Consider the following 23,106-nt stretch of genomic DNA (forward strand, 5'->3'; position numbering starts at 1 on the left):
CAGGTACGCCTCGAGCTTTTCCAGCTTCTCGACTTCGGACGCGCTCATTCACTCACTCCAAGCTTGCGATCCAGGAACTGAAGGAGGTCATCGGTGCTGTCGCCACCGAGTTCGGCTTCGGCCTCGGCGGCTTCTGCCGCTGCGGCCGGGCCGGACGCGGAGGACGCGGCGGAGGCCTTGGCCAGGCCGTCCCGCAGGGCCAGCAGGCCGGCGGCCAGGCCCGGCTCCTCGAGTTGTTTCGGTGTCGCGGAACGCAGGAGTTCCACGAGGTTGTCTATCTGGTTCTTCGTCACGCGCTGTCCGGCCCGGGCCGCTCCCCCGGTTCCCACGGCCAGCTTGTCGAGGAGCAGACCGGCGATGGCGGTGGGCGTCGGGTAGTCGAAGGCGAGGGTGGACGGCAGCGGGGTGCCGGTCTCGGCGGAGAGGCGACGGCGCAGCTCGACGGCCATCAGGGAGTCCATGCCGAGCTCCTTGAGGACCTGCTGCGCGCCGATGCCCGCGCCGCCGGAGGCGCCGAGGACCGCGGCGGCTTCGCGCTGCACCAGCTGGGTGAGCCGCGGCAGGCGCTCGGCGTCCGGCAGGGCCGTCAGCTGTTCGCGCAGCCCGTTCCCACCGGTGGCCGTCTCGCCGCCCGCGCGCTTGCGCGGGGCGCGCAGGAGGGCGCGGAGCAGGGCAGGGGCATCGCCGCCGTTGTCCAGTTCGCGTTGCAGCGGCGTGAGTTCGAGGCGTACGGGGACCAGATGCGGCTGGGCCGAAGCCAGCGCCGCGTCCATGGCCGCCAGGGCCTGCGGTTCGCTCAGTGCGGCGATGCCGCGCCTGCGCATGCGGGCGAGTTCGGCTTGGCCGAGGGTGGCGGTCAGTCCCTGACCGGCCTGCTGCCACAGACCCCACGACAGACTCGTCGCGGGAAGACCGTCAGCACGGCGGTGGGCCGCGAGAGCGTCCAGGAACGTGTTCGCCGCCGCGTAGTTGCTCTGACCCGCACCACCCAGAACACCGGCGGCGGAGGAGAAGAGAACGAACGCGGCCAGGTCCAGACCCTGCGTCAGCTCGTGCAGGTGCAGCGCGGCCTCCGCCTTCGGCTCCCACACACGCGCCAGACGCTCCGCGTCCTGCGACACCAACAGACCGTCATCGAGCACGGCCGCCAGGTGGAACACACCCGTCCACGGCCGGTCCGTATCCGCGAGCAAGCCGGTGACCTGCGCACGGTCGGACACATCGGCCGCAACGATCCGCACGGACTCGGCACCGACAGCCTCCAACTCGGCCACCAACTCAGCAGCCCCCGGAGCCCCCGGACCACGCCGCGACGTCAACACGAGATGCCGCACACCATGCACGGTGACCAGATGACGCGACACCGCCCGACCCAGCTCACCCGTACCACCCGTGACCAGAACGGATCCGTCCGACGCGAACTCCGGCAGCTCCCCACCGGACTCCGCACGCACCAGACGCGCCACCCGGATCTCACCCCCGCGCACCGCCAGCTCCGGCTCACCGGTGACGGACAGGGCCTCGGGCAGCAGGGCATCGTCGGCTCCGCCGGCGGGGCCGAGGTCGACCAGGCGGATCACGCGGTCGGCGTGCTCGGCGCGGGCCGCCCGGACCAGGCCCCAGAGAGGGGCGTGGGCCAGGTCGGCTACACCGTCACCCGTGTCCACGGCCGAGCGCGTCACCCAGACGAGCTCGGCTCCGGCCAGCCGGGGTTCTGCGAGCAGACGCTGGAGCGTCCCGAGGGCGGACGCGGTCTGCTGCTGCGCGCCGTGCCCTATCGCTCGCGTCGCATCCAGAACGAGTCGAACGGGTAGCTCGGTCCGCTCATCGATCTGGGCAAGGAGTACATCCACATCAGCCACATAGTCGGCCTCCAATGTTGCGAACATCCCGGCGTTCTCGCCGAGAATCCATGTGCCGCCCGCCGGGGCCTCCTCGTGCGCCAGCGCGCCGCGGGCGGCGAAGTCGACGCGGTAGAGGTGCTCGGCGCGCTCGCCGGCGCGGATCTGCTCGGCGCTCGCCTCGCGGATCGCCAGCCCGCGGGCTCGGACGACGGGCTGCCCGGCCGGGTCGGCGACCCAGATGCGGGTGTTGGTGCGGGTGTCGTCGAGGTCGATGCGCACACGGAGCTCGGTGGCTCCGGCCGCGATCAGCTCGACGCCCGTCCACTCGAACGGGAGCAGCACCTGCCGGTCGTCCGGGTCCTGGCCGCGTACGCCCATGAGGGTGTGCAGGGCGGCGTCGAGGAGGGCCGGGTGGACGCCGAAGTCGTCGGCCTTCAGGCCTTCGGGGAGTCGGATCAGTCCGTACGCCGTATCGCCCTTGCGCCACAGCTCGGTCAGGCCCTGGAAGGCGGGACCGTAGTCCAGACCGCGGGCCCGGAAGCCCTCGTAGAAGCCGTCGAGATCGACGGACTCGGCGCCCGCGACCGGCCACTGCGCCAGCTCGGCGAAGGCGTCACCGTCGGCGGTGGCCGGGACGGGGGCGGCCTCCGTTGACTCCGCGAGCTCACCGGTGGCGTGACGGCGCCAGTCGGAGTCGGAGACCTCGTCCGGGCGGCTGTAGACGGTGACGGGCCGGCGGCCGGCGGCGTCGGACGGGCCGACCACCACCTGAAGCCGGAGGACCGAGTCCTCGGCCAGGGTCAGCGGCTCCAGCAGGGTGAGTTCCCCGATCGACTCCGCGCCGACGTGGTGGGCGGCGGTGAGGGCCAGCTCCAGCAGACCGGTGCCCGGAACGAGCACGGTGCCGAAGGCCGCGTGCTGCGCCAGCCAGGGGTGCTCGGCGAGGGAGATCCGGCCGGTGAACACGTGTCCCTCGCCGTCGGCGAGCGCGGTGACCGCGCCGAGCCACGGGTGTTCGGGGACGTCGAGACCGACGGACCGGACGTTGCCGGTGGGCTTGGCGGCCTCGAGCCAGTAGTGCTCGCGCTGGAAGGCGTAGGTGGGGAGCGGTACGAGGCCTCCGGTGCCGGTGCCGGTGCCGAGGACGCGGTCCCAGTTCAGGTTGTGGCCCTGGACGTGGAGCAGGCCGAGGTTGCGCAGGAGCTGGGAGAACTCGCCGTGCTGGCGAGCGAGGGAGCCGACGACGATGCCGTCGCGTTCCGCGCTGCCGTCGGTCAGCGGCATCGACAGGACGGGGTGCGCGGAGATCTCGACGAAGACGCCGTGGCCGTCGTCCAGGAGCTGGTTCAGGGCGCGGTCGAAACGGACCGGCTCACGCAGGTTCCGGCACCAGTACGAACCGTCGAGCTCCGTGCCGTCGGCGACCTGCCCGGTCACCGTCGAATACAGCGCGATGTCCGTCCGGGACGGAACCAGACCCTCGAAACCGGCGGCGAGACCGGGCAGGAGGGGATCCATCTGGGCGTTGTGGGAGGCGTAGTCCACGTTGATCTTGCGGGCATAGACGTTCTGCTCGGAAAGCTCCGCGACGATCGTGGAGATCGCGTCCGCCTCACCGGAGATGATCGTCGAACCAGTGGTGTTGACCGCGGCAACGGACAACGCCTCACCGTAAGGAGCGATGAAACCCTCCACGTCGGCCACCGGACGCTCGATCAGCGCCATACCGCCCTGACCCGCACACGCCAGCACCGCCCGCGAACGCTGAGCAACGATCTGCGAGCCCTGCTCCAAACTCAGAGCACCGCTCACCACAGCGGCAACGACCTCACCCTGCGAGTGACCCACCACGGCCGACGGCTCGACCCCGAGGGAACGCCAGACAGCGGACAGACCGACACCCATCGCGAACAGAGCGGGCTGCACCACGTCCACCCGGTCGAACGGCGGGTGATCACCCTCCTCACCGGAGAGGACCTCACGCACCGACCAACCCGTGAACGGCCGCAGCGCGGCATCACACGCATCGACGGCATCGGCGAACACCGCATTGGTGGCGAGGAGCTCACGGCCCATCCCCACCCACTGGCTTCCCTGACCCGGGTACACGAAGACGACCTTGCCGCGCTCGCGCGCGGTCCCGGTCACCACCGCGTCATGCGAAGCGCCCTCGGCCAGCGACCTCAGCGCCTCCACCAGACCGGCGGAATCGGCGGCGACCACACTCGCCCGCGACTCGAAGTGCGAACGGTGCCGGGCAGCCGTCACCGCCACATCGGCGACCGGGACCTCCGCACGCCCGGACAACCAGTCCGCCCAACGGCCCGCCTGCTCCCGCAGCGCGGCCTCGTCACGACCCGACACGACCACCGGAACCGGAGCGTCGGCAGCGGCCTCGGTGCCCGGCGCCGGAGTCACCGCGGGCGGCTCCTCCACGATCACGTGGGCGTTCGTACCGCTCAGGCCGAAGGACGAGACGCCCGCGCGGCGGGTGCGCCGGGCGGCCCGCTCCCACGGCCGGGCCTCGTTCAGCAGCTCGAGGCCGCTGCCGTCCCAGGCGATGTGCGGGCTGGGCTCGTCGACGTAGAGGGTCTTGGGCAGGGTCTCGTGCTGGAGGGCGAGGATCATCTTCATGACGCCGACCACACCGGCGGCGGCCTGCGCGTGCCCGATGTTGGACTTCGAAGAGCCCAGGTAGACGGGCCGGTCGCCGTCCCGGTCGGGTCCGAAGACCTCGGCGAGCGCGCCCGCCTCGATCGGGTCGCCGAGCGAGGTGCCCGTGCCGTGCGCCTCGATCGCGTCGATGTCGGCGGGGGCCAGACGCGCCGCCTCCAGGGCTTCCTGGACCACCCGCTGCTGCGAGGGGCCGTTGGGGGCGGTCAGGCCCTGGCTGCGGCCGTCCTGGTTGACGGCGGAACCGCGGATCACGGCCAGGACGTCGTCCCCGTCACGTTCGGCGGCCGACAGCCGCTTCAGGACGAGGATGCCGACGCCCTCGGCCCAGCCGGCCCCGTCGGCCTGTGCCGAGAAGGACTTGCAGCGGCCGTCGGGGGCCATGCCCTTGAGGCGGGAGAACTCCACGAACAGCGCGGGGCTGTTCATGACGGTGACGCCGCCGACGAGGGCCAGCTCGCATTCCCCCTGTCGCAGGGCGCCCGCCGCCAGGTGCAGGGCGACCAGCGAGGAGGAGCAGGCGGTGTCCACGGTCACGGCCGGGCCCTGGAGGCCCAGCGCGTACGAGACGCGGCCGGAGACGACGCTGGAGGCGTATCCCGTGCTGGTGTAGCCGTCGAGGGCGTCCAGGTCGTGACCCATGTGCCCGTAGTCGGAGGTCATGGCGCCGAGGTACACGCCGGTGCGGCTCTCGCTGAGCGAGTCGGGCCGGATGCCGGCCCGCTCGAGGGCCTCCCACGAGGTCTCCAGGACCAGGCGCTGCTGCGGGTCCATCGAGACGGCCTCGCGCCGCGAGATGCCGAAGAAGGAGGCGTCGAAGCGTTCGATGTCCTCGATGAAGCCGCCTTCGCGCGAGTAGCTCTTGCCGACGGCCTCGGGGTCGGGGTCGTAGACGCCCAGGCTGTCCCAGCGCGACGGCAGGCCGCCGACGGCGTCACCGCCGGAAGCGAGCAGCTCCCAGAAGCCCTCGGGGGTGTCGATGCCTCCGGGGAGGCGGCAGGCCATCGAGACGACGGCGATGGGGTCGTCGGCGGCCGGGGCGGGCGCGGTGTGCCGGAGCGCGTTCGGCTTCGCCTTGGCCTTGCCGGTGGTCAGGTCCAGCTTGTCGAGCAGCAGACCGGCGATCGCGGTCGGGGTCGGGTAGTCGAAGGCGAGGGTCGAGGGCAGCGTGACGCCGGTCTCGGAGGACAGGCGGCGGCGCAGCTCCACGGCCATCAGGGAGTCGATACCGAGCTCCTTGAGCACCTGCTGCGCACCGATCCCGTCGGCGGTCGCCACACCCAGCACGACAGCCGCCTCACGCTGCACCAGCCGGATCAGCGACGGAAGCCGCTCGGCCGCTGCCTGCGCGGCCAGCTGCTCGCGCAGCCCGGTCGGCGTGCCGCCGGACTGCCCGGCCCGCTGGCGGCGGGCGCGCAGCAGGCCCCGGAACAGCGCCGGGACGGTTCCCTCCGCGTCCAGCTCACGCTGGAGCGAGGTGAGTTCGAGGCGTACGGGAACGAGGTGCGGCAGCCCGGAAGCCAGGGCCGCGTCCATCGCCGCCAGACCCTGCGGCTCGCTGAGCGCGGCAACGCCCTGGCGACGGAGCCGGGCGAGTTCGGCTTGGCCGAGGGTGGCGGTCAGTCCCTGACCGGCCTGCTGCCACAGACCCCACGACAGACTCGTCGCGGGAAGACCGTCAGCACGGCGGTGGGCCGCGAGAGCGTCCAGGAACGTGTTCGCCGCCGCGTAGTTGCTCTGACCCGCACCACCCAGAACACCGGCAGCGGACGAGAACAGCACGAACGCGGCCAGGTCCAGACCCTGCGTCAGCTCGTGCAAGTGCAGCGCGGCCTCCGCCTTCGGCTCCCACACACGCGCCAGACGCTCCGCGTCCTGCGACACCAACAGACCGTCATCGAGCACGGCCGCCAGGTGGAACACACCCGTCCACGGCCGGTCCGTATCCGCGAGCAAGCCGGTGACCTGCGCACGGTCGGACACATCGGCCGCAACGATCCGCACGGACTCGGCACCGACAGCCTCCAACTCGGCCACCAACTCAGCAGCCCCCGGAGCCCCCGGACCACGCCGCGACGTCAACACGAGATGCCGCACACCATGCACGGTGACCAGATGACGCGACACCGCCCGACCCAGCTCACCCGTACCACCCGTGACCAGAACGGATCCGTCCGACGCGAACTCCGGCAGCTCCCCACCGGACTCCGCACGCACCAGACGCGCCACCCGGATCTCACCCCCGCGCACCGCCAGCTCCGGCTCACCGGTGACGGACAGGGCGAGTGCCACGTCCGCCGCCACGGCGGTCGGCTCGGCGTCGATGTCGACGAGGCGGATCACACGGTCGGCGTGCTCGCTGCGGGCCGTGCGCAGGAGTCCCCACAGGCCCGCCCGGACGAGATCGCGTACGGGGCCGTCGGCGTGCACCGCGCCCCGGGTCAGCCAGATCAGCTCGGTCTGTTCGAGGCGGGGCTCGGCGAGCAGGCGCTGCAGCAGCTCCAGCGCGGCGGTGGCCTCGCCGAGGGCCGTCGCGCCGACCAGGCTGGTGGCGTCGACGAGGAGGCGGTCCGGGGCGTCCGCGCCGGCGTCGGCGTCGAGTGCGGAGCCGGCGGCGAACAGCGCCTCCGCGTCCGGGTAGGCGGCGTCGAAGCCGAGCGCGTCGTCGCCCAGAACCCAGGTCAGGCCCTCGTGCGCGGCCTCTTCCAGCACGGGCGGGGCCTGGAAGGCGACCTGGTAGAGGTGGTCGACGGTCTCGGTGACCTTGAGCTGATCGGCGCCGGCGGCGCGCAGCTGGAGGCCGTCGGCGTGGGCGACGGGCCGGCCGGCCGGGTCGGTGGCGGTGACGCGCACGCTGTTCTGCCGGGGGTCGAGTTCGACGCGTACGCGGAGGTCGGTGGCTCCGGCGGCGAGCAGCTCGACGCCCGTCCACTCGAACGGGAGCAGCACCTGCGAGCCGTCGGTCCCGGCTTCCGTGCCGGTGCCGGTGCCGGTGTGCGCCTCCTGGACGCCGACCAAGGCGTGCAGGGCCGCGTCGAGGAGTGCGGGGTGGATGCCGAACTCGTCGGCCTTCAGGCCCTCCGGCAGCCGGACCCGCGCGTACGCGGTGTCGCCGGCGCGGTGGAGTTCGGTCAGGCCCTGGAAGGCGGGGCCGTAGTCGAGGCCGCGGGCGCGGAGGCGGTCGTAGAAGCCGTCGAGGTCGACGGGCTGGGTGCCGGGGACCGGCCACTGGGCCAGCTCGGCGAACGTGTCGCCGTCGGCGGTCGGGGCGTGGGAGAGCGAACCGGCCGCGTGACGGCGCCAGGGAGCGTCGTCGGCCGCGTTCTCCGGGAGGCTGTAGACGGCGACGGGGCGGCGTCCGGTGCCGTCGGGTGCGCCGACCGCGACCTGGAGCCGGATCGCACCGTCCGTTCCGAGCAACAGCGGCTCGGTGAGCACGAGTTCGGAGACTCCGGGGGCGCCGACGTGGTGGGCGGCGGTGAGGACGAGCTCCAGCAGACCGGTGCCGGGGACGAGCGCCGTACCGAAGGCCGCGTGCTCCTGGAGCCAGGGGTACTGCGCGGAGGAGAGCCGGCCGGTGAACAGGTACCCCTCGCCGTCGGCCAGCGCGGTGACCGCGCCGAGCCACGGGTGCGCCGACGCGGTGAGGCCGAGCGAACGGACGTCGCCCGCACGCTCGTCCGACTCGAGCCAGTAGTGCTCGCGCTGGAAGGCGTAGGTGGGGAGCGGTACGAGGCCTCCGGTGCCGGTGCCGGTGCCGAGGACGCGGTCCCAGTTCAGGTTGTGGCCCTGGACGTGGAGCAGGCCGAGGTTGCGCAGGAGCTGGGAGAACTCGCCGTGCTGGCGAGCGAGGGAGCCGACGACGATCCCGCCGCGTTCCGCGCTGCCGTCGGTCAGCGGCATCGACAGGACGGGGTGCGCGGAGATCTCGACGAAGACGCCGTGGCCGTCGTCCAGGAGCTGGTTCAGGGCGCGGTCGAAACGGACCGGCTCACGCAGGTTCCGGCACCAGTACGAACCGTCGAGCTCCGTGCCGTCGGCGACCTGCCCGGTCACCGTCGAATACAGCGCGATGTCCGTCCGGGACGGAACCAGACCCTCGAAACCGGCGGCGAGACCGGGCAGGAGGGGATCCATCTGGGCGTTGTGGGAGGCGTAGTCCACGTTGATCTTGCGGGCATAGACGTTCTGCTCGGAAAGCTCCGCGACGATCGTGGAGATCGCGTCCGCCTCACCGGAGATGATCGTCGAACCAGTGGTGTTGACCGCGGCGACGGACAGCGCCTCACCGTAAGGAGCGATGAAACCCTCCACGTCGGCCACCGGACGCTCGATCAGCGCCATACCGCCCTGACCCGCACACGCCAGCACCGCCCGCGAACGCTGAGCAACGATCTGCGAGCCCTGCTCCAAACTCAGAGCACCGCTCACCACAGCGGCAACGACCTCACCCTGCGAGTGACCCACCACGGCGGAAGGCTCCACACCCAGCGAACGCCACACGGCCGAGAGACCGACACCCATCGCGAACAGGGCGGGCTGCACCACGTCGACCCGGTCGAACGGCGGGTGATCACCCTCCTCACCGGAGAGGACCTCACGCACCGACCAACCCGTGAACGGCCGCAGCGCGGCATCACACGCGTCGACCGTCTGCCGGAAGGTCTCGTTCTCCGCCAGCAGCGCCCGGCCCATGCCGACCCACTGCGAGCCCTGGCCCGGGTACACGAAGACGACCTTGCCCCGGCGCGCAGCCGAACCCGTCACCACCGCATCGTGCGAAGCGCCCTCGGCCAGCGACCTCAGCGCCTCCACCAGACCGGCGGAATCGGCGGCCACCACACTCGCCCGCGACTCGAAGTGCGAACGGTGCCGGGCAGCCGTCACCGCCACATCGGCGACCGGGACCTCCGCACGCCCGGACAACCAGTCCGCCCAACGGCCCGCCTGCTCCCGCAGCGCGGCCTCGTCACGACCCGACACGACCACCGGAACCGGACCGGCCGGCGCATCGGCAGCCGGTTCGGCGGGCGCCTGGGCCAGGGCCGGGGGCTCCTCCAGCACCACGTGCGCGTTCGTACCGCTCAAGCCGAAGGACGAGACGCCCGCGCGGCGGACGCGCTCCGCGCCCCGCTCCCACGCACGCGCCTCGTTCAGCAGTTCCAGGCCGCTGGTGTCCCACTCGATCAGCGGGGTCGGCTCCTCGGCGTGCAGGGTTTTCGGGAGCAGGCCGTGCTCCAGCGCCAGCACCATCTTGATCACGCCGATGACACCGGCAGCCGCCTGCGCGTGCCCGATGTTCGACTTCGACGAACCGAGCCAGACCGGCCGGTCCGCCTCGCGTCCCGGGCCGAAGACCTCGGCGAGCGCGCCCGCCTCGATCGGGTCGCCGAGCGAGGTGCCCGTGCCGTGCGCCTCGACCGCGTCGATGTCGGACGGCGTCAGCCGGGCGGCGGCCAGCGCGTCCTGGATGACGCGCTGCTGCGAGGGGCCGTTGGGGGCGGTCAGGCCCTGGCTGCGGCCGTCCTGGTTGACGGCCGAGCCGCGGATCACGGCCAGGACCGGGTCGCCGTCGCGCTGCGCGGCCGAGAGCTTCTTCAGCACGAGCACGCCCGCGCCTTCGGCCCAGCCCGCGCCGTCGGCGCCCGCCGAGAAGGACTTGCAGCGGCCGTCGGCCGCCATGCCCTTCAGCCGGGAGAACTCCACGAAGAGGGAGGGGGCGCTCATGATGGTGACGCCGCCCGCGAGGGCGAGTTCGCACTCGCCCTGCCGCAGGGCCTGCACCGCCAGGTGCAGGGCGACCAGCGAGGAGGAGCAGGCGGTGTCGACGGTCACCGCCGGGCCCTGGAGGCCCAGCGTGTACGAGACGCGGCCGGAGACCACGCTGGAGGCCTTGCCCGTGCTGACGTAGCCGTCGAGGGCGTCCAGATCGCGGCCCAGGTGGCCGTAGTCGGAGCTCATGGTGCCGAGGTAGACGCCGGTACGGCTGTCCATCAGCGAGTCCGGGCGGATACCGGCCCGCTCGAGGGCCTCCCACGAGGTCTCCAGGACCAGGCGCTGCTGCGGGTCCATCGAGACGGCCTCGCGCGGCGAGATGCCGAAGAAGGAGGCGTCGAAGTGCTCGGCGCCGTCGAGGAATCCGCCGTCCTGGGAGTACGTCTTGCCGACGGCCTCGGGATCGGGGTCGTACAGGTCCAGCCCCGTCCAGCGCGAGGGCAGACCGCCGACGGCGTCACCGCCGGAGGCGAGCAACTCCCAGAAGCCCTCCGGAGTGTCGATCCCCCCAGGGAGCCGACAGGCCATCGACACGACCGCGATCGGCTCGGACTGCTTCGCCTCGAGGTCCGCCGCGCGCTTCTGCAACGCGCGGATCGCGGGCAGTGCAGCCTGCATCCGGTCCTGGTTTGTATTCGACACCATCGAGCGCCTCTCTGCGCGGCCACCGCAAGCTGATCCGGTCTCCGCGGACACAACACGGAGACCGGATCAGCCAATCGGCAAACACTTGAGCCCGGGTCAACGTGACCTGGTGTGGCCGGTGGCGCGGCCTCGGAGGCCTTGGTGCGGGGGTACGTCAGGGCCTAGTCGAGGCCGAATCCCTCGGCGGCGAACAGGGCGTCGAGCTCGGCGTTGAGGTCCTCGACGGACCGTTCGCCGTCGTCCTCCGCGCCGCCGATCCCGGCTTCGATCCCGGCGTCGACACCGGCGTCCGGGAGGCCGAGGTCCGCGATCGCCGCGGTACCCACAGCCCCGGCCGACACCGAAGCCGATACCGAAGCCGCCACCGCTGCCGGTGTCGTCGCCGGAGCCGGGGCCGGGAGGTCCAGCCGGCCGAGGATGAGCCGTGTGATGTGCTCGGGCGTCGGGTGGTCGAAGGCGAGGGTCGCGGGCAGCGGTACCCCGCTCTCCGTCGCCAGGCGCCGCCGCAGCTCGACCGCCATCAGCGAGTCGAGGCCGAGCCCCTTGAGCACTTCCTGCGGGGAGAGGGTCCCGGTCGAGTTCAGGCCCAGTACGGCGGCCACCTCGCGCAGCACCAGCTCCGTCACCAGGTCGGCCCGCTGGTCCTCGGGAACGGCCAGCAGGCGCTCCCGCAGCCCGGCCGGACCGCCGGAGGCGGCGGCGGGGGCCTCGGCCCGGCGCGGCCGGGTCCGTACGAGGGACCGGAACAGGGCGGGCGCGGGCCTGCCCTGGTCCACCTCGGCCTGTGCGGCGCGCAGATCGAGCTGGAGGGGTACGAAGTTGCCGGCCGGGCGGGCGAGCGCCGCGTCCAGGAGGTCCAGGCCGTGTTCGAAGCTGAGCGGGGCGATGCCCTGGCGGCGCATCCGGTCCAGTTCCGCCGTGCCGAGGTGCGAGGTCATGCCCACCCCGGCCTGGTGCCACAGGCCCCAGGCGAGGCTGGTGACCGGGCGTCCCTCGGAGCGGCGGCGGGCCGCGTACGCGTCGAGGCAGGCGTTGGCCGCACCGTAGATGCCCTGCCCCGCCGTACCGACGGTGCCGGCGGCGGAGGAGAAGAACACGAAGGCGGCGAGGTCCAGGCCCAGGCCGGTGGTCACCTCGTCGAGGTGGACGGCGCCGGTGATCTTGGGCTCCATCACATGAGCGAGCCGCTGTGCGTCCTGGCCGAGGAGTACACCGTCGTCCAGGACGCCCGCGAGGTGTAGGACGGCCGTCCAGGGCCGACCCTCCTCAGCCAGACCGAGCACCTTCTCCACGTCATCGCGACGACCGACATCACAGGCCTCTACCCGCACGCATTCCGCGCCTTCTTCCGTGAGCTGTTGTATGAGTTCCGCGGCTCCGGGCGCCTCGGCGCCGCGCCGTGAGGTGAGTACGAGGTGCCGAACGCCGTGCCGGCGGACCAGATGGCGGGCGACCTCGCGGCCGAGCTCGCCCACGCCGCCCGTGATGAGGACGGTGCCCTGCGGATCCAGGGCGCGCGCCTCGCCCGAGCCCGCGGCCGTGCCCGAGCCCGTGCCCGAGCCCGCGGCCGTGCCGTCCGGCCGGTCGGCCGTGACCAGGCGGGCCGCCAGCAGCCGGCCGTCGCGCAGGGCGAGTTCCGGCTCGTCGGCGCGGGCCAGGGCGGCCTCGACGGCGTCCTTGGTGCTGTCCTGGCCGAGGTCGACCAGGCGCAGGTTCTGGCCCGGGTGTTCGGCGCGGGCGGACCTGACCAGGCCCCACAGGGGTGCGTAGGCCAGACCGTCGAGCGGGTCGCCTTCCACGGCGCCGATGCTGCCGCGGGTGACGAAGACGAGTTCGGTGCCGGAGAGCCGCTCGTCGGCCAGCAGGGCCTGGAGCAGGGCGAGGGTGTACTCGCCGCCGCGGAACACGGCCTCGGACGCGGTCATGGCGGGCGCGCGGCCGGTCGTGTCCACGATGACGCGCTCGGGTGCCGGGCCGCCCGCGTCCAGCCGGGCGGACAGGGTCCCGGCCCCGGACACCGCCTCGATGCCGAGCAGCAAGGCGAGTTCGCCGGTGCCTCCGACCACGAGGTCGGCCGTGCGGCGGCCGGAGGCCGCCGCGGCCGCCGGTACGGGCTGGAAGGCCAGCCGGTGCAGGTCCCGGGCGCCGGTGGAGCGGGCGGCGCGCAGCTGGTCCGCGGTGGCCCGGCGCAGGTGCAGCGCGCCGACGCGGACGACGGGTGAGCCTGCCGCGTCGGCGGCCCAGACCTGGACGGACTGGCCGGCGGCGGACTGCTCGACGTCGATGCGGACGCGGAGTTCGCCGCTGCCCGCCGCGAACAGTTCGACGTCCGTCCACTCGAACGGCAGCAGCGCGCCCTCGGGTTCGTCCTGTCCTGCCGTCGCGCCCTTCATCACGTGCAGGGCGGTATCGAGCAGGGCCGGGTGCACGTTGTACTCGCTGCCCGCGGCCGGGTCGGGGAGGCGTACGAGTCCGTACGCGGTGCTGCCCTTGCGCCACAGTTCGGTCAGGCCCCGGAAGGCCGGGCCGTAGTCGATGCCCTGGGCGGCGAAGCGGTCGTAGAAGCCGTCGAGGGCGACCCGCTCGGCGCCGGCCACCGGCCAGGCGCTGAGGTCGGCGAACCCGTCCGGGGTGCCGGGGTCGTCCGGGCCGGCCGGATCGAGCAGCAGTTCGCCGCTCGCGTGGCGGGTCCAGGTACGGCCGGGGCCGTCGGGGCGGCTGTGGAGGGTGATGGGGCGGCGGCCGTTGTGCGGGGCGCCCACGGTGATCTGGAGGCGTACCGCGTCCTCGATCACCAGCGGTTCGGCGAGGGTCAGTTCGGCGACGGCGACGGCCCCGGCCTCGTGGGCGGCGGCCGTGGCCAGTTCGAGCAGGCCGGTGCCGGGGACGATGACCGAGCCGAAGACGGTGTGGTCGCGCAGCCACGGCTGGTCGGTGAGCGAGAGGCGGCCGGTGAACACGTGGCCGTCGGCGTCGGCGAGTTCGAGGGCCGCGCCGAGCCAGGGGTGCCGGGAGGCCTCCAGACCCAGGGAACCGGCGTCGCCGGAGGCCTGGGCGACCGGGAGCCAGAAGTGCTCGCGCTGGAAGGCGTACGGGGGGAGCGGTACGAGGGCTCCGTCGCCCAGGACGCGGTCCCAGTCGAGTTCGTGGCCCTGGACGTGGAGCAGGCCGAGGTTGCGCAGCAGCTGGGCCGGGGTGCCGTCACGGCGGCTGAGCGAGCCGACGACGATGCCGTCGCGTTCCGCGCTGCCGTCGGTCAGCGGCATCGACAGGACCGGGTGCGCGGAGATCTCGACGAAGACGCCGTGGCCGTCGTCCAGGAGCTGGTTCAGGGCGCGGTCGAAACGGACCGGCTCACGCAGGTTCCGGCACCAGTACGAACCGTCGAGCTCGGTGCCGTCGGCGATCTGCCCGGTCACCGTCGAGTAGAAGGCGATGTCCGTGCCGGTCGGGGCGATACCGCCGAAGCCCTGTGCGAGGGCGGGGAGGAGCGGGTCCATCTGGGCGTTGTGGGAGGCGTAGTCCACGTTGATCTTGCGGGCGTAGACACCCTGGTCCGACAGCTCCGCGACGATCTTCACGATCGCGTCGGCCTGACCCGAGATCACCGTCGAGCCGGCCGTGTTCACCGCGGCGACGGACAGCGCCTCACCGTACGGGGCCACGAACTCCTCGACCTCGGCCACCGGACGCTCGATCAGCGCCATACCGCCCTGACCCGCACACGCCAGTACCGCCCGCGAACGCTGGGCAACGATCTGCGAGCCCTGCTCCAAACTCAGAGCACCGCTCACCACAGCGGCAACGACCTCACCCTGCGAGTGACCCACCACGGCCGACGGCTCGACCCCGAGGGAACGCCAGACAGCGGTCAGACCGACACCCATCGCGAACAGAGCGGGCTGCACCACGTCCACCCGGTCGAACGGCGGGTGATCACCCTCCTCACCGGAGAGGACCTCACGCACCGACCAACCCGTGAACGGCCGCAGCGCGGCATCACACGCGTCGACCGTCTGCCGGAAGGTCTCGTTCTCCGCCAGCAGCGCCCGGCCCATGCCGACCCACTGCGAGCCCTGACCCGGGTACACGAAGACGACCTTGCCCCGGCGCGCAGCCGAACCCGTCACCACCGCATCGTGCGAAGCGCCCTCGGCCAGCGACCTCAGCGCCTCCACGAGGCCCTCAGTGTCGGCGGCGACCACACTCGCCCGCGACTCGAAGTGCGAACGGTGCCGGGCAGCCGTCACCGCCACATCGGCGACCGGGACCTCGGCACGTGCCGCGGCCCAGTCGGCCAGCCGGCCGGCCTGCTCGCGCAGCGCGGCCTCGTCACGCCCCGAGACGACCACCGCGTACGAGGAGGCGCTCGCCCCGGTGTCGGGGGTGGCGGCGGCCGACGGCGGGGTGGCGGCCGGGGGCTCCTCCAGCACCACGTGGGCGTTGGTACCGCTCAGGCCGAAGGAGGAGACGCCCGCGCGGCGCGGGCGGGACTGGTCGCGTTCCCACGGGGTGAGCGAGTCGACGACCCGGACGGGGAGTTCCTCCCAGGCGATGTTCGGGTTGCGCGGGGAGCTGTTGAGGGTCGCCGGGAGGGCGTCCTGCCGGAAGGAGGCGAGCATCTTGCAGACGCCCGCGACACCGGCCGCCGACTCCAGGTGGCCGATGACGCTCTTGGCGGTGCCCAGTCCCAGCTCCTGCCCCGGCGTGCGGCCTTCGCCGTAGACCGCGGCCAGCGCCTGCACCTCGATCGGGTCGCCCAGCGAGGTGCCCGTGCCGTGGCATTCGACGTAGTCGACGTCGGCGGGCGCGAGCCCGGCCGAGGCGAGGGCGGCGCGGATGACCTTCTGCTGCGAGGTGCCGTTGGGGGCGGTGATGCCGCTGCTGGCGCCGTCGTGGTTGATGGCGGTGGCCCGGATGACGCCGAGGACCGGACGGTCCTGGGCCTGTGCGTCCGAGAGCCGCATGAGGGCGAGTACGCCGACGCCCTCGCCGCGGCCGTAGCCGTCCGCCTCGGCGGAGAAGGTCTTGCTGCGGCCGTCCGGGGACAGCGCGTGCGAGCGGCTGAGCGCGATGAACGCGCCCGGGTCGGCGAGCACCTGCACGCCGCCCGCCAGGGCGAGTTCGCACTCGTCGCTGCGCAGCGCCTCGCAGGCCAGGTGCAGGGCGACCAGGGAGGAGGAGCAGGCGGTGTCCACGGACAGCGCCGGGCCCTGGAGGCCGAGGTGGTAGGAGAGGCGGCCCGCGTTGAAGCTGGGCAGGGTGCCGGTCAGCGTGTAGGTGTCGGGGGCGCCGCCCTGCCGGTACTTGCCGTACTCGCCGACGCCCGCGCCGACGAACACGCCCGTACGGGAGTCCCGCAGTTCGCGGGGCCGGATCCCGGCGTCTTCGAGGGAGGTCCAGGCCGCTTCGAGGAGGAGGCGGTGCTGGGGGTCCATCGGCTCGGCCTCGCGCGGGCTGATGCCGAAGAAGGCGGCGTCGAAGTGGGCGACGTCGTCGAGGAAGGAGGCGTGGCGGGCGTACGTACGGCCCTCCGCGTCCGGGTCGGCGTCGTAGAAGGCGTCGATGTCGAAGCGGTCCGCGGGCACGGTGGTGACGGTGTCGCGGCCTTCGGCGAGGACGGTCCAGAGGCTGTCGAGGTCGTGGGCGCCGCCGGGCATGCGCAGGCCGACGCCGACGATGGCGAGCGGCTCGTCGCCGCGGCCGGGCCGGTCTCCCGCCGGGGAACCGGCCGGGGCCGGGGCGGGGACCGCGGGGGCGAGTTTGGCGAGCAGCCAGTCGGTGGCGGTGCTGAGGTTGGGGCAGTCGAAGGCGAGCGTCTTGGGGGTGGTGACGCCGGTGCGCTTCTGGACGCCGGCGGCGAAGTCGATGGACATCATCGAGCCGAAGCCGAGGTCCTTGAAGCCGCGTTCCGGGTCCAGGGACCGGGGGTCCTTGATGCCGAGCACGGCGGCGGCCTCGGCGGCGAGCACGGCGGTGACGTGGGCCGCGCGGTCGGCCTCGGGCAGGGCCAGGACGCTGCTCAGGAACGGGTTCGTCTCGCCCTGGGCCGCGGTGGCGCCCGTACCGGCGGCGGTGGCGGTGTCCGGTGCCGTACGGGCCTCCGCGATCTCGTCGAGGAAGCGGCGCGGGCGGGCTTCGCCGTAGCCGGAGGCGGCCTTCTGCCAGTCGACGTCGGCGACGACGAGGGAGCGGCCCGAGGCGAGGGCGGTGTCCAGGGCCGTCTGGGCGCGGGCCACGGCCATCGGGGCGAGTCCGGCGGCGCGCAGCTGGGTTTCGGCGGCGCCGTGGGTCATGCCGCCGTCGGCCCAGGGGCCCCAGGCGAGGCTGAGGGCGGGGACGCCTTCGGCGCGCAGGGTGTCGGCGAGGGCGTCGAGGGCGGTGTTGGCCATGGCGTAGTTGGCCTGGCCGAGGTTGCCGAGGACTCCGACGACGGAGGAGTACAGGACGAGGGCGTCGAGTTCGTGGTCGCGGGTGAGCTCGGCCAGCAGGCGGGCCGCGCCGAGCTTGGGCGCGGCGGAGGCCGCCAGGGCCTCGGTGTCGAGGCGGTCCAGGAGTCGGTCGTCGAGGATGCCCGCGGTGTGGAACACGGCGCGCAGGGGCGGCTGTTCGCCGTCGAGGCCGTCCAGGAGCCGCTGGGTCTGGCCGCGGTCGGTGAGGTCGCAGGCGGCGAAGGTGACGCGGGCTCCGGCGGCTTCGAGGCGGGCGGTGAGCTCGGCGGCGCCCTCGGCCGCGGGGCCCCGGCGGGAGACGAGCACGAGGTGCTCGGCGCCGCGCTCGGCGAGCCGCTGGGCGAGGTGGCCGGCGAGGGCGCCGCTGCCGCCGGTGATGAGGACGGTGCCGCGGGGGGTCCAGGGGGTGGCTGCGCCGGGCGGGGTGGCCGCCCGGCGCAGCCTGCGGGCGTACGTGCCGGTGGGGCGCAGGGCCAGGTGCTCCTCGCCTCCGGCGGAGGCGCCGCCGTTGCTCGCGGCGTTAACGGCGTTAACGCCGTTAACAGTTGCGGCGAGCCGCGGGGCCTCGGTCAGGGCCTGCGCGGGGTCGGCCGGGAGGTCGACGAGGCCGCCCCAGCGGGCGCCGTGTTCCAGGGCGATGACGTGGCCCAGGCCCCAGGCGAGGGCCTGGTCGGGCTGCGGGGCCGGGTCGGCGGGGGCGGCGTGGACCGCGCCCTGGGTGACGAGCCACAGCGGGGCGCGGACGGCGGCGTCACCGAGGGCCTGGACGAGGGCCAGGGTCTGGGCGGCGCCCGTGGTGGTGGCCGGGTGGGCGGGGTGGGCGGTGGTGTCGGTGGGGGTGAGCGCGAGGACACCGGACAGCGGCCGGCCGCCGAGCTCCTCGGTGAGGGCGGCCAGCGGGGATCCGTACGCGGTGCGGTCGTCCTGGCCCGGCACGACGTGGACGGTGGCGCCGCCGGCGGCGAGCGCCTCGGTGACGGCGGCGAGGAGACTCCGCGCCCGGGACTCGGCGCCGTCGCCGGTCGCGGACTCGGCGCCGGTCGCGGACTCAGCGCCGGTCGCGGACTCAGCGCCGGTCGACGGATCGGCGCCGGTCGACGGATCGGCGGCGGTCGCGGGCCGGGCGGCGGCGGGGGCGACGAGCAGCCAGTGGCCCTCGGTGGCCGGGGCCGCGGGGACGGGCCGGACGGGCTCCCAGGTCTGCTCGTACAGCCAGTCGGCGACGGTGTCGGCGTGGTCCTGGCGTTCGCGCCAGGCGGCGAGGTGGGGCAGCAGGGCGGCGACGGCGGTGCTGTCGGTGATGCTGTCCTCGACGCCGAGGAGTGCGGCGACGCGCTCGGCCGCGCCGCTCCCGACGGCCTGCCACAGCGCGTCGTCGGCGGCGGGGCGGCCGCCGCGGGCCCGCTCGGGGGCGTCGATCCAGTGGCGTTCGCGCTGGAAGGCGTACGTGGGCAGGTCGGTGACGGTGGCGGCGGTGCCGGTGCTGGTGAACACCTTGCACCAGTCGACGTCCTGGCCGCTGACGTGGAGCGCGCCGAGGGCCTGGACGAGGACGCGGGCCTCGTCGCTCTCGTCGGCGCGCTGGGAGGCGATGAAGGGGACCTCGCGCTCGACGCAGCCGGCGCCCGTCGCGGACAGCACGGCGGCGGGACCGCACTCGAGGTAGCGGGCGACGCCGGCCCGCTCCAGGGTGGCCATGGCGTCGAGGAAGCGGACGGGTTCGCGTACCTGGCGGACCCAGTACTCGGCGGAGCGCATGCCCTCGCCCGGTGCGAGGTCGGTGTCCGTCCAGGCGCCGGTGACGGTGGAGACCAGCGGGATCCTCGGCGCGTCGAACGCGCACTCCTGGGCCACGGCCCGGTAGGCGTCGAGCATCGCGTCCATGTGCGGACTGTGGAAGGCGTGGGAGACCTCCAGCCTGCGCGTGCGGCGGCCCCGGGCCGCGAAGTGGCCGATGACGGCGGTGACGGCGTCGGTGTCGCCGCTGACGACGGTCTGTGCGGGCCCGTTGAGTCCGGCGACCGCGATCCGGCCGTCCACGTCCGCGAGGACGTCGAGCACCTCGGCTTCGGACGCCTCGACGGAGGCCATCGCCCCGCCCGGCTCGCAGGCCTGCATCAGGCGGCCGCGGGCGGCCACCAGGCGGGCCGCGTCGGTCAGGCCGAGCAGGCCGGCCGCGTGCGCGGCGGCGAGCTCGCCGACCGAGTGGCCCGCCAGGACGCGCGGTTCCACCCCCCAGGCCTGCCACTGCCGGAACAGGGCGACCTCGACGGCGAACAGGGCGGGCTGGGTGAACTCGGTCTCGTGGACGAGCGCGCCGTCGGCGCCGTCGGGGTCGGCGAACAGCACGGCGACGAGCGGGATCCGCAGGTGGCGGTCGAGTTCCGCGCAGACGTCGTCGAAGGCCTGGCGGAAGGCCGGCAGCGCCCCGTACAGGGCGCGTCCCATGGCCAGGCGCTGGCTGCCCTGCCCGGTGAACAGCACGGCCAGGTCGCCCTTGCGGGCGGTGCCCTCGGTCAGGGCCCGGTGCGGGGCTCCCTGGGCCAGGGCGCGCAGGGCTTCCGCGGCCTCGTCGGCGGTGGCGGCGACGGCGACGGCCCGGTGCTCCAGGTGCGAGCGGCGGCCGGCGGCGGTGTACGCGGTGTCGAGCAGGGCGGCCGTGGAGGCGCCGGCCAGGTGGTCGGCGAGGGCGGCGGCGTTCGCGGCGAGCGCGGCGGCGGTCTTGCCGGAGACGGTCACGGCGACGGGCGCGGTGGGGGCCGGGCGCTGGGGCCGGCCGGTGACGGCGCCCCAGTCGACGTCGTAGCCCTCGCACCACAGGCGGACGGCGACGTCCTCCAGCAGGCGGCGGGCGGGCCGGTCGCGGCGGCCGGTGACCAGGACCGAGGAGGGGCCCGGGGCGGGGGTGGTGTCCCCGGCGGCGGCCGCTTCGGCGAGGGCGGTCAGGGTGCGCTTGAGGGAGTGCCGGGCGACGGGGTGCGGGGCGATCTCGACGATCGCGAGGCCCCGTTCGTCGGCGAGGGCGGTGACGGCCTCGGTGATCAGCATGGGGGCGCACATGTTGCGGGCCCAGTAGGCGGCGTCGAGGGCGGTGCCGTCGGTGAAGCCGTTGGTGACGGTCGACCAGAAGGGGATGGCGGCCGGGGCGGTGCGCAGGGTGCCGAGCCGGCGTTCGAGTTCGGGGGCGAGCGCGGTGAGCTGCTCGCTGTGGGAGGCGTAGTCGATGTGGACGCGCTGGCAGCGCACCCCGGCGTCGGCGAGTTCGCGTTCCACGGCGGCCACGGCGTCCAACGGCCCGGACACGGCGGTCTGGCCGGGGGCGAGGTGGCCGGCGAGGGAGATCCGGCCGGGGTGGCGGGCGGCGAGCTCGCGGGCGGCCTCCAGCGGCAGTTCGCACAGCAGCAGGGCGCCCTGGCCGGCGGCGCGTTCGGCGATGAGCTGCGACCAGGTGCCGATGAGGCGGGCGCCTTCGGTCAGCGGCAGGACGCCGGCCACGACGGCGGCGGCGACCTCGCCGATGCTCTGGCCGAAGACGGTGCACGGCTCCAGGCCCCAGGCTTCGAGGGTGCGGGCGAGGGAGACCTGGACGGCGAACAGGACGGGCTGGACGACGTCGGTGCGGTCCAGTCTGGAGGTGTCGGGTCCGGCGAGCAGCTCCTCGACCACGGACCAGCCGGTGGCCGCGGAAAGCGCGGTGTCGCAGGCGTCGAGCGCGGTCCGGAAGGCGGGTTCGGCGAGCAGGTCGCGGCCCATGCCGAGCCACTGGGAGCCGTGGCCGGAGAAGAAGAAGGCCAGCGAGGGCCGGGTGCCGGCGGTGCGCGGGGTGCGGGTGGCGAGGTGCTCGCGCAGGGTGTCGGCGAGTTCGCCGGGGTGGCTCACGGCGGCGACGATCCGCTGGGTGCCGGTGGCGCGGGCGAGGAGTTCGGGCGCGTACCAGCCGTGGCCGGTGCGGGCGCGGGCGGTGACGGCCTCGGCGGCCTCGCGCAGCTCCTGGTCGGTGTCGGCGGCCAGCGGGACGAGGTGGCGCCGGCGGTAGGGGGCCTCTTCGAGGGCGATGTGGGCGTTGGTGCCGCCGAAGCCGAAGCTGCTGACGCCCGCGTACCGGCGGCTGCCCTGCGGCCAGGGGCGGCGCTCGGCGACGACTTCGAGGCGGCCGGCCTCGAAGTCGATGTGCGGGTTGGGGGTCTCGAAGTGGAGGCTGGCGGGGAGTTCGCCGTGGTGCAGGGCCAGGGCGGTCTTCATCAGGCCGACGACGCCGGCGGCGGGTTCCAGGTGGCCGAAGTTGGTCTTGGCGGAGCCGATCCGCAGGGGCTCCTCGCGGCCGTCCGCGAAGACGGTGGCCAGGGCCTCGGCTTCGATGGGGTCGCCGAGCAGGGTGCCGGTGCCGTGGGCTTCGACGTAGGAGACGTGCCGGGGGGCGACGGCGGCGTCCTGCCAGGCGGCGCGCAGGACTTCGGCCTGGGCGCGCGGGTTGGGCGCGGTGAGGCCGTTGGAGGCGCCGTCGTTGTTGACGGCGCTGCCGCGGATGACGGCGTAGATCCGGTCGCCTTCGGCGAGGGCGTCGGACAGGCGGCGCAGGACGACGATGCCGCAGCCCTCGCCGCGTACGTAGCCGCCCGCGCCGGCGTCGAAGGCGCGGCACTGGCCGTCGGGGTTCATGCCGCCGAACTTGGTCATGGCGACGGTGGTGTGGGGGCTGAGCATGATGTTGACGCCGCCCGCGAGGGCGAGGTCGGACTCGCCGGAGCGCAGGCTCTGCACGGCGAGGTGGGTGGCGGTCAGCGAGGAGCTGCACGCGGTGGCGACGGCGAGGGCCGGGCCGTGCAGGCCGAGGGTGTAGGCGATGCGGGCGGGGATGATCGAGTTGTCCCAGCCGGTGGCGGAGTGGGTCTCGATGTTCCGCGGGTCGGCGCCGGTGGCCAGGTGGTACTCCTGCGCCATCGTGCCCATGAACACGCCGGTGCGGGTGCCTTCGAGGTCGCCGTGGACGATCCGGGCGTCCTCGATGGCGGCCCAGGCGCTCTCCAGGGCCATGCGCTGCTGGGGGTCCATCTGGCGGGCTTCGGCGGGCGAGATGCGGAACAGTTCGGCGTCGAAGCCGGCGACGTCGTCGAGGAAGCCGCCCCAGCGGGTGGTCATCCGGCCGGGGGCGCGCGGGTCGGGGTCGAGCCACTCGTCGGCGTTCCAGCGGTCGCGGGGGACCTCGCGCACGGCGTCGACGCCGTCGAGGAGGCTCTGCCACAGCGCGTCGGGCGTCTCGATGCCGCCGGGCAGCCGGCAGCCGAGGCCGACGACGGCGATGGGTTCCTGCGCGTGCGCGCGGCCGCGGGCGCGGGCGGTCCCGGCGCCGGGCGCGGCGGGCCGTTCGTCGCCGGCGAGGTGGCCGGCGAGGGCGGCGACGGTGGGGTACTGCCAGGCGACCCAGGCGGGGACCGGGCGGCCGAGCCATGCGGACACGCTGTCCAGCATGGCCACGATCGACAGGGAGGTCATGCCCAGGTCCCGCAGGGAACGGTGCTCGTCCACCGAGCCGGGGCCGATCTCCAGGAGTCCGGCGATCGTCTCCCGCAGCCGGGCGGCTATGTCCGCGGCGACGGGCACGGGGGCGGCAGCGGCGCCGCTGTTCACCTGGGCGTTGCTCATCTGGGCATCCTTGGAGATCGTTGAACCGAGGCCTCGGCAGAAGACGGGGAGGCCGGGCGCGGTGCGCGCCCGGC

At 74.0% G+C, this 23,106-nt stretch carries 2 protein-coding genes; both read right to left on the reverse strand.

Translation table 11 applies throughout. From position 1 onward, the window contains the following. Window positions 1-44: 44 nt before the first annotated feature. A complete protein-coding gene (locus tag ACTVZO_RS44460) occupies window positions 45-10,934 on the reverse strand; it encodes a type I polyketide synthase (protein ID WP_443304446.1) in 10,890 nt (3,629 codons plus the stop codon). Between the two features lie 164 nt (window positions 10,935-11,098). Beyond that, a complete protein-coding gene (locus ACTVZO_RS44465) occupies window positions 11,099-23,032 on the reverse strand; it encodes an SDR family NAD(P)-dependent oxidoreductase (protein ID WP_443304303.1) in 11,934 nt (3,977 codons plus the stop codon). Window positions 23,033-23,106 lie beyond the last annotated feature (74 nt).

The organism is Streptomyces sp. IBSNAI002 (genome assembly GCF_052244475.1).
In the GTDB taxonomy this organism is placed as follows: domain Bacteria; phylum Actinomycetota; class Actinomycetes; order Streptomycetales; family Streptomycetaceae; genus Streptomyces.

Coding starts and splice junctions, on each gene's coding strand:
- ACTVZO_RS44465 (WP_443304303.1), bottom strand. CDS start 23,032: ATGAGCAACGCCCAGGTGAACAGCGGCGCCGCTGCCGCCCCCGTGCCC.